This window comes from Pseudomonas sp. Z3-8, assembly GCF_051131975.1.
In the GTDB taxonomy this organism is placed as follows: domain Bacteria; phylum Pseudomonadota; class Gammaproteobacteria; order Pseudomonadales; family Pseudomonadaceae; genus Aquipseudomonas.
This window is the reverse complement of sequence record NZ_CP071643.1, coordinates 1,922,146-1,939,554: the sequence shown is the minus strand read 5'-3', so window position 1 is coordinate 1,939,554 and position 17,409 is coordinate 1,922,146. Positions and strand designations below refer to the sequence as shown.

Annotated in this window: 16 protein-coding genes; 4 read left to right on the top strand and 12 right to left on the bottom strand. The window is 62.6% G+C overall.

Going from position 1 to position 17,409, the window contains the following annotated elements; translation table 11 throughout:
* Positions 1 to 5: 5 nt before the first annotated feature.
* The 3 genes from J3P94_RS09060 to J3P94_RS09050 all read right to left on the bottom strand — a co-directional run bounded on the left by J3P94_RS09060 (position 6) and on the right by J3P94_RS09050 (position 2,522).
* The gene (locus J3P94_RS09060; RefSeq protein ID WP_434572791.1) at positions 6 to 314 is read right to left on the bottom strand and encodes a class I SAM-dependent methyltransferase; all 309 of its coding nucleotides are present in this window, start codon (positions 312 to 314) and stop codon (positions 6 to 8) included.
* A 247-nt stretch (positions 315 to 561) separates the two neighbouring features.
* A complete protein-coding gene (locus J3P94_RS09055) occupies positions 562 to 999 on the bottom strand; it encodes a DoxX family protein (protein WP_434572789.1) in 438 nt (145 codons plus the stop codon).
* 101 nt (positions 1,000 to 1,100) lie between these two features.
* A complete protein-coding gene (locus J3P94_RS09050) occupies positions 1,101 to 2,522 on the bottom strand; it encodes a transglycosylase SLT domain-containing protein (protein WP_434572788.1) in 1,422 nt (473 codons plus the stop codon).
* A gap of 235 nt (positions 2,523 to 2,757) precedes the next feature.
* On the opposite strand from J3P94_RS09050, the gene J3P94_RS09045 reads away from it, so the two are divergent.
* From J3P94_RS09045 to J3P94_RS09035, 3 genes are all read left to right on the top strand, one after another.
* Positions 2,758 to 3,564, top strand: coding sequence for a TatD family hydrolase (locus J3P94_RS09045; protein WP_434572786.1), 807 nt, complete (start codon positions 2,758 to 2,760; stop codon positions 3,562 to 3,564).
* Between the two features lie 209 nt (positions 3,565 to 3,773).
* Positions 3,774 to 4,991, top strand: coding sequence for a methyl-accepting chemotaxis protein (locus tag J3P94_RS09040; RefSeq protein WP_434572784.1), 1,218 nt, complete (start codon positions 3,774 to 3,776; stop codon positions 4,989 to 4,991).
* 288 nt (positions 4,992 to 5,279) lie between these two features.
* Positions 5,280 to 5,642, top strand: coding sequence for an Mpo1-like protein (locus J3P94_RS09035; protein ID WP_305499732.1), 363 nt, complete (start codon positions 5,280 to 5,282; stop codon positions 5,640 to 5,642).
* Between the two features lie 14 nt (positions 5,643 to 5,656).
* On the opposite strand, the gene J3P94_RS09030 is transcribed toward J3P94_RS09035, so the two are convergent.
* The 3 genes from J3P94_RS09030 to J3P94_RS09020 all read right to left on the bottom strand — a co-directional run bounded on the left by J3P94_RS09030 (position 5,657) and on the right by J3P94_RS09020 (position 7,848).
* Positions 5,657 to 6,454: an acyl-CoA thioesterase gene (locus J3P94_RS09030; protein ID WP_434572781.1), complete on the bottom strand. Its 798-nt coding sequence runs from the start codon at positions 6,452 to 6,454 to the stop codon at positions 5,657 to 5,659.
* A 246-nt stretch (positions 6,455 to 6,700) separates the two neighbouring features.
* Positions 6,701 to 7,462 carry a CHAD domain-containing protein gene (locus J3P94_RS09025; protein WP_434572779.1) on the bottom strand — a complete coding sequence of 254 codons (762 nt, stop codon included), beginning with the start codon at positions 7,460 to 7,462 and terminating at the stop codon, positions 6,701 to 6,703.
* Between the two features lie 95 nt (positions 7,463 to 7,557).
* Positions 7,558 to 7,848: a hypothetical protein gene (locus J3P94_RS09020; RefSeq protein WP_014337256.1), complete on the bottom strand. Its 291-nt coding sequence runs from the start codon at positions 7,846 to 7,848 to the stop codon at positions 7,558 to 7,560.
* 207 nt (positions 7,849 to 8,055) lie between these two features.
* Here J3P94_RS09020 and J3P94_RS09015 point away from each other — a divergent pair, with 207 nt between their 5' ends.
* Positions 8,056 to 9,093 (top strand): patatin-like phospholipase family protein, encoded by a 1,038-nt coding sequence (locus J3P94_RS09015; protein WP_434572777.1) that lies wholly within the window; start codon positions 8,056 to 8,058, stop codon positions 9,091 to 9,093.
* Between the two features lie 169 nt (positions 9,094 to 9,262).
* Here the strand turns inward: J3P94_RS09015 and J3P94_RS09010 are convergent, their stop codons facing one another.
* The 6 genes from J3P94_RS09010 to kdpF form a co-directional block, all read right to left on the bottom strand.
* Positions 9,263 to 9,961: a response regulator gene (locus J3P94_RS09010; protein WP_305499726.1), complete on the bottom strand. Its 699-nt coding sequence runs from the start codon at positions 9,959 to 9,961 to the stop codon at positions 9,263 to 9,265.
* A gap of 48 nt (positions 9,962 to 10,009) precedes the next feature.
* Positions 10,010 to 12,661: a DUF4118 domain-containing protein gene (locus J3P94_RS09005; protein WP_434572776.1), complete on the bottom strand. Its 2,652-nt coding sequence runs from the start codon at positions 12,659 to 12,661 to the stop codon at positions 10,010 to 10,012.
* A 128-nt stretch (positions 12,662 to 12,789) separates the two neighbouring features.
* Entirely contained in the window at positions 12,790 to 13,335 is a 546-nt protein-coding gene (gene kdpC / locus J3P94_RS09000; protein WP_434572774.1) for a potassium-transporting ATPase subunit KdpC, read from the bottom strand.
* Positions 13,336 to 13,381: 46 nt separating this feature from the next.
* Positions 13,382 to 15,436 (bottom strand): potassium-transporting ATPase subunit KdpB, encoded by a 2,055-nt coding sequence (kdpB, locus tag J3P94_RS08995; RefSeq protein WP_434572773.1) that lies wholly within the window; start codon positions 15,434 to 15,436, stop codon positions 13,382 to 13,384.
* A gap of 10 nt (positions 15,437 to 15,446) precedes the next feature.
* On the bottom strand, positions 15,447 to 17,141 hold the full coding sequence (gene kdpA / locus J3P94_RS08990) for a potassium-transporting ATPase subunit KdpA (protein WP_434572771.1): 1,695 nt from the start codon (positions 17,139 to 17,141) through the stop codon (positions 15,447 to 15,449).
* Between the two features lie 8 nt (positions 17,142 to 17,149).
* Entirely contained in the window at positions 17,150 to 17,239 is a 90-nt protein-coding gene (gene kdpF, locus J3P94_RS08985) for a K(+)-transporting ATPase subunit F (RefSeq protein WP_003218754.1), read from the bottom strand.
* Positions 17,240 to 17,409 lie beyond the last annotated feature (170 nt).

The following is a 17,409-nucleotide window of genomic DNA, read 5'->3' as shown; positions in this document are numbered from 1 at the left end:
TCGCCTCAACGGCGAGTGATCAGCCCCTGCCGTGCAACACGGGTCAAGTGCCGGATCATTTCGGCAGCGTCCGCCGCCCTCGGTGACTGGATTACCGCCAGGTCGAAACTGTCATTGGCGAAACGCGCCAGCGATTCACCGTCTTCGACAAACTGGATCAGGAAAGCCGCGGGGCCGTGGCTGCGTCGCGGCCAGCCGTCGAGATAACGCAACAGCGTAGGCTGATGGGTACCGCCCAGGAGAATTTTCGGATTGCGTTGCAGCAGGTTCGCCGTGATCGGCGCCAGGCGTACGAGGGGGCTGGGTGCGTTCATTGTGTCGTGTCTCTGCCTCAAAAGTCTGCATGGCAGGTGAGAGGCAACACCGAACCAGCGCTTTAGCGGTATTTCGAAGCCTTGTTTCATGGCTTCTGTCGATGACTGGATGAGTCACCTGGCGCCCCGCAAGTAGCTGTTTAAATCGGCGCATGAGCGGCATCCTAGAGAAGCTGACTGGCCAGTGTCAAGAATCGACGCGCACAAAAAAGGCCCGTACTTGACGGGCCTTGTTGTCTGGGGCGAGTTATCGACGGGCGATGGCGTTATCCGCCGACAGCTTGCCCGCACCTTCGATCAACACCGCGATACTGCCGGCCAGCAAGGCCAGGGCAAACTCATAACCGTTGTTGGCCATGAACAGACCGTTGCCGATGTGCACGGAGAAAATCGCCACCAGTGACAGGAAGGCCAGACCCAAAGCCGCCGGGCGCGTCAGCAGGCCGATGATCAAGGCCAGCCCGGCGAAAAACTCGGTGCCACCGGCCAGGGTTGCCATCAGGTAGCCAGGCGTCAGGCCGATGCTGTCCATCCATTGCGCCGTGCCCGCCAACCCGTAACCGCCAAACAGCCCGAACAGTTTCTGCGAGCCATGGGCGGCAAAAATGACCCCGACGACGATGCGCAGGACAGTCAGGCCGTAGCCGGCGCGGGAAAACAGAACCTTGTTGATGAAAGTGCTCATGAGGTGCATTCCTTGGGAGATGTGTGTGTTGGCCGCCATATTAATCAAATAACTATGAGTAAAAAGCGCAAAAAACCCACCAAACCAATCTATAAATTAGATTATTTGGTCGAAACCACTTTCCGCTCTTGCGGCTCCAGGGATTCACGCTCTCGATCAAACGCCAGGTAGTATTTGTTCACGCTGTTGACGTAGCTGACGGCGCCCATTCCCACCTGCTCCATGGCTATTCGCTCGACCTGGAAAAACCACTGGTCAGGGTTCAAGCCTCGCCGCCGAGCCTCGGCACGCATGCCTTGGACGCGCTCCGGTCCCATGTTGTACGCAGCCAGGACAAACGCCATGCGTTCGCGCTCGTTTAGCTTGGGGCTGGAAAAGAATTTGCGGCGGATCATGGCCAGGTATTTGGCGCCGGCCTGCACATTGGCATCCAGGTCCTGGATGTTGTTGACCCCGACCCGCTGGGCCGCGGACGGCGTGATCTGCATCAGGCCGGTGGGCCCGCTGCCGCTGCGCGCGTTGGGTTGCAAGGCTGACTCCTTGAACGCCAGGGCCGCCAGGTTGAGCCAGTCCATGCCTTGGGCCTGGGCATGTTTTTGCAGCACCGGCCGAAGTTTTTCCAGGCGTTGGCGATTGGCCCGGGCCAGCGGGTAGTGAACCTGGTACAAGCGTCGGTAGATACGCAGGAATGCAGCGTCCTGGTTGTCGGGGACTTTATAGGTAGTGAGGAATCGATCAATGCTCGCCCGCAGCATGGCGGCGTCGCGGCGGACGAACCAATACTCATCACTCGGCTCGCCGATGAGCACCTGGCGGTCGAAACGCAACTTGGGCAGGATCTTGCCCCAGCGTTCGGCGATGGGTTGTTCGACGATGGTGAGGTGGAAGATCCCACCCTGGACCATCTCCAACACATCTTCCACCGCCAGGGAGGGATCGACCCATTCGATTTTCACCGGCGGCAACTTGAGCAACGCCAGCTTCTGGTTGATCTGGCTGACCGCATCCCCCGCCGCGCTGCCGTTGGGCAGCGCCAGGGTCTTGCCAGACATTTGCTCCACGCGCGAATAACGCTTTTCGCCCTTGATCCCCACCAGCAGCAACGGCACATCCGTGCGTATCGGCTCACTGGCACTCACCGCATGGCCGGCTTGCGGCTCAAGCAATTCACCTGGCGCCACCAGATCCCCTTCCCCGCGCTGCAGTGCGCCGAGCAATTGATCCTTGGCCTTGGGAATGATTTTGAGGGTGATTTCCTGGCCATCCCGGGCATGACCATTGAGGTACTGTTCGAAGGCCCGCAAGCGATGGTATTCGACGCCGATGGGCTGGCCCTGGACTTCACCGGAGCTGTTGCGGCTCTGGTTGACCAACACCTTCAGTACCCGGCTGCTGCGGATCTGCGCCAGGTCACGCACGGTGCCCGGCGCCACCACTTGCAACGGTCCGGGCAGGCGTGCTTCGGCCGCCATTGGCAACAGCAGCGAACAACACAGCAGTAGCAATACCTGGGGACGAACCATCCACACTCCGGAAGGATGTTGCCGAGCCAACCCGGTGGCAAACCGTGGTTGATTCGGCAAAACAGAGCACCGTGGGGCGCTGAAAAGTGCGAAAGACTGGCACAGCGATGGCATTGATACCACCCCGACCTGTCTCGTGGCCTCAACAGACAGCCGCAACTCATTGTAGTTCTTGGCTTTTTTTATAAATCTACAGCTCTGGTATGCTTTCCGACCTTTGGGCCGAGGTAGCACCATGCAACTCATCGATATCGGCGTCAACCTGACCAACCCCAGTTTCGCCGAAAAACACCAGGCGGTGCTTGAGCGCGCCTATGCCGCCGGGGTCTGCCAGTTGGTGCTGACCGGCACCAGCATCGAGGGCAGCGAACAGGCCTTCGAACTGTGCCAGCAGCTCGACGAGGACGGGACGCGACTGTTTTCCACCGCCGGCATCCACCCCCACAGCGCCAGCGACTGGACAGCTGACAGCGCCAGGCATTTGCACGAGCTGCTCAAGCAGGACCGTGTGCGCGCGGTGGGTGAATGCGGGTTGGATTTCAATCGTGATTTCTCGCCCCGCCCGCAGCAGGAAAAAGTCCTCGAAGAACACCTCGCGCTTGCCGTGGAGTTGCAAATGCCGGTGTTTCTCCATGAGCGCGACGCCGACCAGCGACTGCTGGAAATTCTTCGGGATTTTCGCGACCGATTGCCCGCCGCTGTGGTGCACTGTTTTACCGGTGAGAAAAAAGCGCTGTTCAGTTACCTGGACCTGGACTTGCACATCGGCATTACCGGGTGGATCTGCGATGAGCGCCGAGGCACACATCTGCATCCGTTGGTGCGGGAAATTCCCCGCGGCCGGCTCATGCTCGAAAGCGACGCCCCGTATCTGCTGCCCCGCACCCTGCGCCCAAAGCCCAAGAACGGTCGCAATGAGCCGGCCTATCTGACAGACGTATTGCGTGAAGTGGCCTTGCATCGGGGCGAAAGCGAGGAAGACCTGGCGGCCCACAGCACGGCGTGCGCGCGGGCGTTTTTCGGCTTGCCGGTGATTTCCTGACCGGAATGGGCCCCTGTGGGAGCGAGCCTGCTCGCGAAAGCGGTCTGTCAGTCAGATTATCTGCAGTAGATCGATCGCCTTCGCGAGCAGGCTCGCTCCTACAAGGGTTCCCTGGTATCCATTGACCTACATCAAAACCTCGCCCCCTGAATAGCAGCAGAATACTGGCACCTTGCCAAAACTGTTTCCGCTATCAGAGAAGACCTTCCATGGGTGCCTGGCTTAGCAATATCTCGCTGAAGTACAAATTCTGGGCGGTCAATGCGGTCGCCTTTGTCACCACATTGCTGTTGGTGCTTTATGCCATGCACCTTGAACAGCAGGTCCGAGGGGTCAGCCTGGGCCAGGTGTTCGGCGAACGCTTCAGTCAGTATGCCGTGGCAGTATTCGTGCTGATGCTGGCGATGTTGGGAGCATCGCAGCTATTGATCCGCTTTCTCCTCAGTCAGCTCAACACGTTGAAAGACGTGATGCTGCATGTGGAGAAAAGTGGTGACCTGTCCGCCCGCGTGCCTTTGGCCTGCAAGGACGAAGTGGGCCAGATGGCCGCTGCGTTCAATGCCATGCAGGCCGGCTACCAGCGGGTGGTCGACACCGTTGCCAGCACTGCTCGACAGCTGGATAGCGGCGCGACGCGCCTGGCTTCGAGCATGAACGATGTGCGCCAGGGCATGCTCGGCCAGCAGAGCGAAACGGATCAGGCCGCCACGGCCATCAATGAGATGACCGCCACGGTCTATCACATCGCCCAGCACGCCGGCGCCACCCGCGACCTGTCGAAAACCACCGATATCCTGGCGGGTAACGGACGGCAAGTGGTCAGTCGCGTGCAGCAATCGATCACCGGGCTTTCCACTGGCGTGCAGCAGACCGCCGAGATGATCCAGCGCCTGGCCGAAGACAGCCAGAAGATCAACGGTGTGGTCAACGTGATCCACAGCATCGCCGAGCAGACCAACCTGCTGGCACTCAACGCCGCCATCGAAGCGGCGCGAGCCGGCGAGATGGGCCGGGGTTTCGCAGTCGTGGCCGATGAAGTCCGCAACCTCGCCAAGCGGGTCCAGACCTCGACCGACGAGATTACCGCCATGGTGTCGGCCTTGCAGGCAGGCACCCGCGATGCGGTGGAGTTCATGCAGGAAAGCTCGCACAAGGCTGACGACTGCGTGCAACAAGCTTGCGAGGCCGGCGACGCGTTGCTGCACATTACCGAGGCGGTGGCGCAGATGCGCGAAAGCAACACGCAGATCGCGGTCGCCGCCGAACAGCAAAGCCAGGTGGCCGAAGACATGAACCGCGCCGTAGTGAGCATCCGCGACGTGACCGAAAATACCGTGCGCCAGACCGTGGATTCGGCCACCACCAGCGATGAGCTGGCGACGCTGGCGGGTGAGTTGAACAGGGCGATTGGGCAGTTGAAGCTTTAATTCCAGATCAGCTGCACAGCTCTTGTGGCGAGGGAGCTTGCTCCCGCTGGGCTGCGCAGCGGCCCCAGGATTTTACGGTCGCTGCGCAACCGAGCGGGAGCAAGCTCCCTCGCCACAAGAGCGGGTTCTTCTCACAAAGGAAGCCTTCATCATCAGGACTGGCCCTGATCACAACAGCCTTATGCCTATGACGCCTATCGTTGCGATAGCCAACCGTGATTCGCCGCCCTGCCCGGCCCGGCCTATTCTTGGGTTATTCGGATTTCACGGACTCAAGGATAAAGCATCATGGGCAAACGTCACCCCAACCTTCCGGCCTGGCAATGGCGCGCCTACCCCGAGAATCACCGCCACCCGACCAACCTGGTGTTGCATCTGATCGCGGTGCCGCTGTTCATTGTCGCGTTCCTGTTGATCGTATCGGGCGTCTTCAGCCTGAGCCTGGGCGATGTCGCCATCGGCGTGATCGGTGTACTCGCCGCACTCGGATTGCAGCGCCATGGCCATGGTCTTGAGGCGCAGGCCTCAGAACCTTTCAGCGATCGCAAGGACGCCATGTCGCGCCTGCTGGTGGAACAATTCCTGACCTTCCCACGCTTTTTCCTCAGCGGCGGATGGTGGCGCGCCTGGCGGGATCGCCACCGTCACTGAATCGCCGTAACGCCTCAGCCGAAAATCGTCACCGTCTGCCGGCTCATGGCGATCAAGCGGCCATCGGCGCTCCAGAACTTCGCCGCGACATGGCCATACCCATCCTGGGCGTGCTCGATCTCGGCCAGGTACTGGCACCAATCCAATGTCGTGAGCTCAAGCAATGGCTGGACGAACTCGATGGTCCAGGTCAGCGTGCTGCCCGGCGCCATTTGCGTAAGATGGGGCAACAACGCTGGGGGCCAGGCGTCCACCAAAGCCAGGATATGACCTTCGTTCAGCGACTCCTCTTTCACATCACCACGCAAGCGCACCCAGCCGCCCATGCTTCGGGATTTGTTACCGGAAAACGGCAGGCCGCCGACGCTCCAGCGCATCGCCAGGTGCCGCATAAATTCCGGTGTCCCGCCTTTAATGTAGGGCAGTTCCTGGCATTGCTCGACGTCCTTGAACGGTGGCGCAGAATCAGCCTGTACCGCCACCACCGAGGTTCGCGATGCGCCAAAGCTGCCTTGCACCACGGTCACCACCTGGCCTTTCTGCACAGCGCGCCCCAGCACCTGGCTGACAGCCTTGCCCTCACGCAATATATCGACCTCGAAACTGACCGGGACATCCGGTTCGACCGGGCCAACAAAGGTGATCGCCAGCGACCGCACCGGGCGATCGGCCGGAACCCGGGCACGCATCGCCTCGTATTGCAGCGCCGCTACCAAGCCCCCAAAACTGGCCCGGCCCTGACCCCATTCAGGTGGAATGGTGACGGCGCCTGGCTGATGACGCACGGCATCGATCAAATCGGAAAAGCGCATGGCAACCTCGAAGAGATGGGAAAACGATGATGGATATTAACTATCCCGAGCGGGCAGTACAGCGCTCATTCCGGCCAAAGAGGCTGACAGAAAAGCCGTGGGCTTCGAATCCACTACCAATCCTGTTGCGAGGGCGAGCCTTTGTGGGAGCGAGCTTGCTCGCGAATTGCGGTGTGTCAGCCTGAACAAGTTGACTGATACTCCGCTATTCGCGAGCAGGCTCGCTCCCACAGGGGACCTTGCAGGTCAGGATTTATCGAAGCAGCTGACGATGAGTTTATCGAGTACCCGGTCGGACTTGGCCTCGGCCTTTTCCATGGTGATCCGCCAGACCGGTACGCAGGCCCGCAAGTCGGCTTCCTGCTCGGCACGCGCCAGCCATTGCCAGCAATCATGCCAATCGCCCAACGCGCCTTGGGCGGCCTTGAGTCGGGGCATGGCCGCTTCCGGCAAGCGGTCGAGTTCGGGATAGGCTTCGATGGCATAACGCACGCGCTTGATCAGCAGGCGCAGTCGGTGGCGGTCATGAGCCGGATCGCGCAAGGCTTCGCCGAGCTTTTTCCATTGTTTGTCGAGGCGCTTTTCGACACGTTTGCGCAACCCCGCAAGCAGACCCTGGCGCTGGGCAGCGCGGATGAAGCGTGGGAACGCATCGAGGATCATCAGCAAATGCGCCAACTCCGGACTGCTGGCCACGGCGGGATAGGCCTCCGCCATTTGCAGCTGGCGTCGCTGCGCGGCCTCGGTCTTGCCGTGCTGCTGAAGGTAAGCTGCCAGCACCTCACGGTCGCGCAAGGGGGTGGTCAGGCTGCCGACTGCCGATGCGGCTGTCTCCAACTGCTCGACACCGGGCAACCCGTGCAGCGGACGAAGCAGGCTGCGCAGACGGCGGACGGTGGTCCGCAGGTCATGCAAAGCTTCGCTGTCGGTATGGGCATCCAAGCGGGCCTGACAGGCCAGCAGGCGAACTTCCAGGCCCAGAATCCGGGCCACCAGCCGATCAATCATCGGGCGTACTCCGCACGCAGCTTCGAGTTTCGAGCCACAAGCCGCAAGAAAAAGCAGTTTCGCTTCTGCTTACAGCTTGCAGCTCGCCGCTGTGTTTATCGCCCCGCGCGGGATTCGCGAATGTAGAAACGCGCCTTCTCGGCTTTCTTGGCGCAGCCCTCGAAAGCTTCGAATTGCTGCTGGGTCTTGGCCCCGGTCAGCAATGAAAGAGCCTTGGAGTAGCTGACGGTGCCAGCGAAGCCTTCGGCCTTGGCCAGGTCAAGTTCGCGCCAGGCGCTGTCGAGCTGGCTGCCGCAGCTGTCGCGGTAAGCGGTCTTGCCGGCACAACCGGCCAAGGCCAGAACCATCAGGGACGCCACCAGGGGCAGGCAGATCCGGGCTTTCATCGATAACACCTCAAGTCAGGTCAACAGTCGTGCTGGTAAGACGGTTTCGCCGGCAAAAAGTGCCTCGGCGCGGCCGCTATATTCAAGTGGGCACGAGCATACGCAAATGCTGCTGCGACGTGTCAAAAAACGACGCCTGCGCCACAGCGATTGAGCCGGCCCGTCGATGAGTGCATTGTTGACGTCTGTTTGACAAGAGGCCTGCTCATGACAAAACGTGTCGCATTGGTATTGGGCTCGGGCGGCGCCCGGGGCTATGCCCATATCGGAGTGATCGAGGAAATCGAACGACGCGGCTATGACATCGCCTGTATCGCCGGTTGTTCCATGGGTGCGGTCGTAGGCGGGATCTACGCGGCGGGCAAACTCCAAGACTACCGCAACTGGATCGAAAGCCTCGACTACCTGGATGTGCTCCGGCTGGTGGATGTCAGCTTTCGCCTCGGGGCCATTCGCGGCGAAAAAGTCTTCGGGCAGATCCGCAAGATCGTCGGCGAGCTCAATATCGAAGACCTGCGCATTCCTTACACGGCGGTAGCCACCGACCTCACCAACCAGCAGGAAATCTGGTTCCAGGAAGGTTGCCTGCACCAGGCGATGCGCGCCTCGGCGGCGATTCCCAGCCTGTTCACCCCGGTGATGCAAGGCAACCGCATGCTGGTGGATGGCGGCTTGCTCAATCCGCTGCCGATCGTGCCGGTGGTGTCGAGCCATTGCGACCTGATCATCGCGGTCAACCTCAACGCCACCAACCAGAAGCAATACCGGTTGCCCGTGATCCAGCGCCCCGCCGCGTTCCGGCGACGCTTCGACACTCTGGTCAGTTCCCTCGGCTCAAGGCTGCCGTTTCGCCGCAAACAAGCCGAGCAACTGTTGCTGTTGGAACAGGAAGCGTTGAAGGCCGAGGCGGCCGACATCAACCCGTGGCTTGATTCGGCCGAGCCGGAAGGCCAGCAACCGGCCGCCGCGCCGGAAATCGAAGGCGCGCCGAAATCCGCCACCGGCTCTTTCATCATCGATAACGTCGGACCGGCCTCGTTGCTCGATCTGATCAACCAGAGCTTCGAGGTGATGCAGACGTCGCTGGCCCAATACAAGATCGCCGGCTACCCCCCGGACGTGCTGATCAACGTGCCAAAACGGGTGTGCCGGTTCTTCGAGTTCTACAAGGCACCGGAGCTGATCGCGCTGGGACGGGAGATAGCCAGCGATACGCTGGATCGGTATGAGAGCGAGCAGAGCTAACAATCGCAAGACTCCCGTGGCGAGGGAGCTTGCTCCCGCTGGGCTGCGAAGCGGCCCTAAAACCTGAACACTCGGTGTGTCAGGCAAAAATCATGTCTGAAGTTTTTGGGGCTGCTTCGCAACCCAGCGGGAGCAAGCTCCCTCGCCACAACAGCACTTGGCTTGAAACTCAAGCACCACCCTCCTCCAACAACCGATACCCCACGCCCGCCTCGGTCACGATAAACCGCGGCCGAGTCGGGTCGTCGGCGAGTTTCTGCCGCAGGTGACCGATGACGATGCGCAGGTAATGGCTGTCCTCGACGTGGGTCGGACCCCAGATGTCCTTGAGCAATTGTTGCTGGGTGATGACCCGCCCTGGATGCCGCGCCAGTTGCGCCAGCACCGCGTATTCCTTGCGGGTCAGGGCTACTTCGGCGCCGTCCAGCAGGACCCGGCGATAAGCCAGGTCGACCGTCAGCGGGCCGAACGTCAATGCCGCCGACGGTGCCTCGCCCGCCGGCGCCTGGCGTAGGAGCGCGCGCACGCGGGCGAGGAACTCCTGGATGCCGAAAGGCTTGGTCACGTAGTCATTCGCACCGTTGTCCAGCGCCTCGACCTTCTGTGCTTCGCTGGCGCGTACTGACAGGACCAGCACCGGCACGGCGGACCATTGGCGAAACTCGCGCAGTACCTGCTGGCCGTCCATGTCGGGCAGGCCAAGGTCGAGCACCAGCAGATCAGGCTTGTTCAACGCCGCCTGGGCCAGGCCCGCTGCGCCGGTCTCGGCTTCGAGCACCTTGTAGCCTTGCGAGGTCAGGCTGATCCGCAGGAACTTGCGGATCTGCGGTTCGTCATCGATGACCAAAAGGGTCGCGTTCTGGCTCATGGGGTCCGTTCATTTCCATCAAGTGGCGAGAGCATAACGCAGCGCCAGTCAGGCTTCATCGTCCATGCCCGGTTGTGCCTGCAAGGGCAGGTGCAAGGTGATGCAGGTGCCGCGCCCATCGAGCCCCTCGGCGACGCTGATCCGCCCGCCATGGGCGCCGACCATGCCCTGACAGATCGCCAGCCCCAGCCCGGTGCCCTGCCCCCCACGGTCGCCGCGCGCAGCGGTGTAGAACATGTCGAAAATTTTCTCACGCTCCGGCTCGGGAATTCCGGGCCCTTCATCGGCCACGGCGAAGCGTATTTCATCAGTCGTCGCTGCGGCGCTCAACAGCAACCGACCATGGGCCGGCGAAAACCGCGCGGCGTTTTCCAGCACGTTGACCAGCGCCTGCTCGATCAGCGCCGCATGGACATACAACAGCGGCAAGCCGGTTGGCACTTCGATGCTGACCGCCAGTGGCGCCAGTACCGCCCGCAACCGATTCAACGCACTGGCAACGATATCGACCGGCGATACCCAATCACGCGCCAGCTTCAGCGCACCGTGGCCGAGGCGGGTCATGTCGAGCAGGTTCTGGATATAACGATCCAGGCGCTCGGCTTCGTCGCGGGTGCCTTCGAGCAATTCGCGACGGTCTTGCAGCGGAATCGCCTCGCCCAGCGCCAGCAGGCTGTCGATGCTGCCGCGCATGGAAGTCAAGGGCGTGCGCAAATCATGGGAGACGGAGGCCAACAAGGCGCTGCGCAATTGCTCGGTTTCGCCGTGCAGCCGCGCCGCTTCCAGGTCCTGCGCCAGCTGCGCCCGGGCCAGCGCCTGGGCCAGCGGCTGGCTGAGCGCCGCCAGCAAGCGGCGACGCTGACCGCTCAACGGCTTGCCGTCTTTCAGGCAGACTCCCAACAGGCCCAGCGGGCCACCCTCGGACGACAAGGGCCACCACCACCAGCGCCCGGACGGCAGCGTCGCGGTGCCGGCGCCGGCCGGCTGATCGTGCTGCCAGGACCAGTCGGCGGCAGCGCGCTCGGCCTCGGTGAAGGTCAACGGTTCAGCCGTCTCGACGTGCCAGCCGTGCTGTGCGTCGCGCTTGAGCAGGCACAGTTGCAAATCGCCCTCGCTGTTGAGGTGCTGCACGGCGGCGCTGATCACGGCCTGGCGATCGGTCGCGGCCGTCAGCTTGCGCGACAGATCGAGCAGCTCAGCGGTTTCCTGCTGGGTGTCGCGCAGCGCCTGCAATTGCCGACGCTGGCGCGCCGCGAGGTTGCCGGTCAGGGCGGCCATCAAGAGGAAAAACACCAGCGTCAGTACGTCTTCTTCGCGCTGGATCGTCAGGGAGAAATTCGGCGGGATGAACAGAAAGTCATACGCCAGGAACGACAGCGCCGCACAGGCCAGCGCCGGGCCGAGGCTGCTGCGCACCGCCACCAGCAACACCGCCATCAGGAATACCAGGGAGATATTGGGCAACGCAAGCAACCCGGAAACCCCCCAGGCCAGGGCACTGGCGGCCAGCGTCGCCACCACCGCCAGCGCATAGTCGAACCCGGTCTGGACGGTGCCCGGACGCAGGCGCGGCGGCGGCGGTGTTTCATCGCCGGCCAGCACGTTGATCTCCAACCCACGGGCATCGCGCAGCAACCGCGAAGCCAGGCCGCCGCCGAACAGGCGCCTGCGCAAACGCTGGCGGGACTGCCCGACCAACACCAACGTGGCACGCCGTTGCATCGCGTGCTGGATCAGCGTCCTGGCGACCTCTCCCGCCCGCAGCAGCACCACCTCCCCGCCAAGGCGTTCCGCCAGTTGCTGGGCGCTCTGCAGACGCTGGCGCGAGGACTCGTCCCGTGCCGTGCCGTTGTCTACATGCACCACGCTCCAGGGCAGATGCCGGCGCTGGGCGACCCGGCTGGCGTGGCGCACCAGCCGTTCGGCCTGGTGATCAGCGTCCACGCCCACCAGCAACCGGCCCTGGACCGCCGGAGCCGACTGGCCCAGTTGCCGATAACCCTGGGCCAGGTCGTTGTCCACTTGGGCGGCAGCGGTCTGCATGGCCAGCTCACGCAGGGCGGTGAGATTGGTCTGGGTGAAAAACGCATCGATCGCCGCGCGGGCCTGTTCCGGCACATAGACCTTGCCGTCGCGCAGACGCTCCAGCAGTTCGCGCGGTGGCAGGTCGATCAGCAGCAGCTCATCGGCTTCCTGCAAGACCCAGTCCGGCAAAGTCTCACGCACCTGCACGCCGGTGATGCCACGGACCTGATCGTTGAGGCTTTCCAGATGCTGGACGTTGACCGTGGTGAAGACGTCGATACCGGCGGCAAGCAGTTCCTGGATGTCCTGCCAGCGCTTGGCATGGCGGCTGCCGGGAGCGTTGCTGTGGGCCAGCTCGTCCACCAGCGCCAGGCTCGGGCGAGCGGCAAGCAGGCCGTCGAGATCCATCTCCTCGAGCATCACGCCGCGGTATTCCGAACGCACCATCGGCTGTTGCGCCAGGCCATTCAACAAGGCTTCGGTCTCGGCGCGCCCGTGGGTCTCGACGACCGCGGCGATGACGTTCGTTCCTTGGCGCAACCGGGTATGGGCCGCTTGCAGCATGGCGTAGGTCTTGCCCACGCCTGGGGCTGCGCCAAGGAAAACCTTGAGGCGGCCACGGTCGTTGCGTGGCAGGTTGGCTAGCAGTGCATCGGCGCGGCCGGAGTCGCTCATGCTGGGTCTCTTTCAGATTTGATCAAGATACCCTGTGGGAGCGAGCCTGCTCGCGAAGGCGGTAGCTCAGCCAATATTGTTGCTGACTGACACAACGCATTCGCGAGCAGGCTCGCTCCCACAGCGGTTTACAGGTTTTCCAGGGCCATATTCAGCGCCAGCACGTTGACCACGGGCGGGCCCACCAGAGGCCGCTCGATATGGCTGTCGAGCAACTGCTGCAACGTCGACAGCGGCAAATTGCGCGCCGTGGCGACACGCGCCAGTTGATAGGCAATCGCGGCCGGAGGCAAGTGCGGATCCAGGCCGCTGCCGGAAGTGCTCAGCAGCGCCAGGGGCACCGGTCCCTGGCCGGGCACTTGCAGCTTCCCGGCGTCATCGATGACCCGGGCGGCCAGCGCCGGGTTGCTCGGGGAAAAGTTGCTCGCGCCGCTGGCGACCGTGGCGAAGGCGCCAGCCGAAGGGCGCGGATGAAACCAGGCATCGCCGGTGAAGTCCTGGGCGATCAACCGGGAACCGCGGACCTTGCCGTCGGCATCATGGATGAGACTGCCGTTGGCCTGCTCCGGAAAAGCGATTTGTGCCACGCCGGTGACGAACAGCGGGTAGGCGATGCCGGTGATCAGGGTCATCAGCAATAACAGGCTCAGGGCCGGGCGAATCATGGTGAACATTTCAAATCCTCAGTTGAAAACACATCTGTGATGGATGTCTTCAGGCTCAAACCAACCCCAACCCTGTCAGCAACAGATCAATCGCCTTGATCCCCACGAACGGCACCGCGATCCCGCCCAGGCCGTAGATCAGCAGATTGCGTCGCAGCAACGCCGCCGCACTTGCCGCCTGCACTCGCACGCCACGCAAGGCCAAGGGGATCAGCACGACGATGATCAGGGCATTGAAGACAATGGCCGAGAGGATCGCGCTCTGTGGGCTGTTCAGGTGCATGACGTTCAACACGCCGAGCTGTGGATAAATCGAAGCGAACAGCGCCGGCAGGATCGCGAAGTACTTGGCGATGTCATTGGCGATGGAAAAGGTTGTCAGCGCCCCGCGGGTTACCAGCAATTCCTTGCCGATCTGCACCACGTCCAGCAACTTGGTCGGGTCGCTGTCGAGATCGACCATGTTGGCCGCCTCCCGCGCCGCCTGGGTGCCGTCGTTCATCGCCATGCCGACATCGGCCTGGGCCAGGGCCGGGGCGTCGTTGGCGCCGTCGCCGCACATGGCGACCAGCCGGCCATCGTTCTGTTCGTGACGGATGCGCGCCAGTTTTTTCTCCGGCGTGGCCTCCGCCAGTACATCATCGACACCCGCCTCGGCGGCAATCGCGGCAGCGGTCAGCGGGTTGTCACCGGTGACCATGACGGTGCGGATGCCCAGCTTGCGCAGCTCGGCAAAGCGCTCGCGGATGCCGGGCTTGACCACGTCCTTGAGGTGAATGGCACCGAGCAATCTGCCGTCCACGCAGACCAGCAACGGTGTGCCGCCGCTCTGGGCGATCTTGTCGATTTCCCGCGCCAGTACCGGCGGCAGCTCATTGCGTGGCAGGCCGATGAAACTCAGCAAGGAATCCACCGCGCCCTTGCGATAGACGCGCCCCTGATGATCCACGCCGGACAACCGGGTTTCGGCACTGAATGGCACTGCCGTCAGCGCGTCCAAAGCCGGCTCGGACTGGGGATGCAAGCCGCGCAGATACTCGACGATGGATTTGCCCTCGGCCGTGTCATCGGCCAACGAGGCGAACAACGCGCCTTCAGCCAGTTCCCTGGCGCTCACCCCTGGAGCGGCATAAACCGCCGCACAGCGACGGTTGCCAAAGGTGATGGTGCCGGTCTTGTCCAGCATCAGCACGTGGACATCGCCCGCCGCCTCCACCGCGCGGCCGGATTTGGCGATGACGTTCAGGCGCACCAGACGGTCCATCCCGGCGATGCCGATCGCCGACAGCAGCCCGCCGATGGTGGTGGGAATCAAGGTCACCAACAGTGCTACCAGAAACACCAGCGGCAGGCTGCCATTGGCGAAATGGGCGAACGGCTGCAGCGTCACCACCACCAGCAGGAAGATCAGCGTCAGGCCGATCAGCAGGATGTCCAGCGCCACTTCGTTCGGGGTTTTCTGGCGTTTGGCGCCTTCGACCAGGGCAATCATGCGGTCCAGGGTGGATTCGCCGGGATTGCTGGTGATGCGTACCAACAACCAGTCGGAGACCAGCCGCGTATTGCCGGTGACCGCCGAGCGATCCCCGCCGGATTCGCGGATGACCGGTGCCGACTCCCCGGTGATCGCCGCTTCGTTGACCGCCGCGATGCCCTCGATCACCTCCCCGTCGCCAGGGATCATTTCCCCTGCCGCGACACGCACCACGTCACCCTTACGCAAACGGGTGGCGGGAATCACTTCAAAGCCGTCCGCCGTCTGGCGACGAGCGCTCAGGCCTTCGCTGCCGGCCTTGAGGCTGTCGGCACGGGCCTTGCCACGACCCTCGGCCAGGGCTTCGGCGAAGTTGGCAAACAACACGGTGAACCACAGCCACAGGGCGATCTGCGCAGCGACGAAAGTCGGCACGGCGTCGTCGGGAACCAGGCAGAGCACGGTGGTGAGGATCGCGGTCAGCTCCACCACCAGCATCACCGGCGCGCGGTGCAACTGGCGCGGATCGAGTTTGACGAAGGCTTGCACCAGCGCTGGCCGCCACAGCGCCGACAAACGGGTTTGCGGTTGTTCCGGCGCCTTGGCGACGACGGTTTTGCTCATTGGCATATTCATCATCTGTTCCTCAGAAACCCATGCTCAGGTGTTCGGCGATCGGCCCCAGGGCCAGGGTCGGCAAGAACGTCAGGCCACCTACCAGCAGGATGGTCACGGTCAGCAGGGTCACGAACAGCGGGCCGTGGGTTGGGAAGCTGTTCTGGCCGATCGGTGCGGTCTTCTTCAGCGCCAGGCTGCCGGCCAACGCCAGCACCGGCAGGATGTAGCCGAAACGGCCAATCAACATGCCCAGGCCCAGCATCAGGTTATGGAACGGCGTGTTGGCGCCGAACCCGGCAAACGCCGAACCGTTGTTCGCCCCCGCCGAGGTGTAGGCGTAGAGCAGCTGACTGAAACCGTGAGCACCAGGATTGCTCACCGCCGCGGCGGGACCGGGCAGGCTTGCGGCAATCGCGCCGAGCACCAGCACACTCACCGGCATCACCAGCAGCGTCACTACCAGCAACTGCACTTCCCGGGCGCCGAGTTTCTTGCCCAGGTATTCCGGCGTACGACCGATCATCAACCCGGCCAGGAACACCGCGATCAATACGTTGAGCAGCATCCCGTAGAGCCCGGCGCCAACACCGCCGAAAATCACTTCGCCCAGCATCATGTTCACCAGCGCGACCATGCCACTCAGCGGGTTGAGGCTGTCGTGCATCGCATTGACCGAGCCGTTGGACGCCGCCGTGGTGGTCACCGACCAGAGCACCGTGGCCGTGGTGCCGAAACGTGACTCCTTGCCTTCCAGCGGCGCGGCCTGTTCAACTGCCGCGTTATCAAGGGCCGGGTTGGGTTGGAATTCCGCCCACAGCGACGTCGCGCCGCCGATCAGGAACAGCGCCAGCATGCAGGCGATGATCGCCCGGCTCTGGCGCAGGTCCTTGACGTAATGGCCGAAGGTGAACACCAGTGCCGCCGGGATCAGGATGATCGATGCGACTTCAAACAGATTGCTCCAGGCCGTCGGGTTCTCGAACGGGTGCGCCGAGTTGACACCGAAAAAACCACCGCCGTTGGTGCCCAGTTGCTTGATCGCAATCTGGCTGGCGGCCGGTCCCAATGGAATCACCTGATCGACGCCCTGCATCGTCACCCCGTGCACATACTGCGCGAAGGTTTGCGGCACGCCCTGCCACACCAGAAACAGCGCCAGCAGCAGGCACAGCGGCAACAGTCCATAGAGGGTGGCACGGGTCATGTCGACCCAGAAATTGCCCAACGTCGCCGCGGACTTGCGCCCGATCCCACGACACAGCGCCACCAGCACGGCCAGGCCGGTGGCGGCGCTGACGAAGTTCTGCACCGTCAGACCGACCATCTGGCTCAAGTAACTGAGGGACGCCTCGCCGCTGTAGGACTGCCAATTGGTGTTGGTCACGAAACTGACCGCCGTATTGAAGGCCTGGGTCCATTCCATGCCGGGCAGGTTTTCCGGGTTGAGTGGCAAATGCCCCTGCAACAACAGGATCGCAAATAACAGCACAAATCCCGCCAGATTGAACGCGAGCAAGGCCAGGGTGTACTTCTGCCAACTCTGCTCGGCAGTCGGATCAACGCCGGCCACCTTGTAGCAACCGCGCTCCACCGGCCCAAGAATCGGCGACAGCCAGGTACGTTGGCCCTCCATCACCCGGTAGTAAAACCGTCCCAGAAACGGCGCCGGAATCAGCACCAGGGCAAAAAAGCCGAGGATCAGCCCGAAGTCATAACCGTGCATAACCGCTCCTAGTTCCGATCCGCGCGCAACAGCGCAACCAGCAGATAAATGAACAGCGCCACTGCCAGCAGCAATGACACCCCGTCCAGAACACTCATGGGATTTCTCCGTGGTACGGCGTCGTGCCGTGTGTGGGGGGGATTGTCGGCAGGGAGGGTGTAAAGGCGCGAGATCGAGGCTGGGGGTGGGGGATAAAGAATCTGTAAAAAATGGGTAATCGGGGTGGACTCGCAAGCCCGCCTCCGACGGCGTCAGTTATTTTCCCATC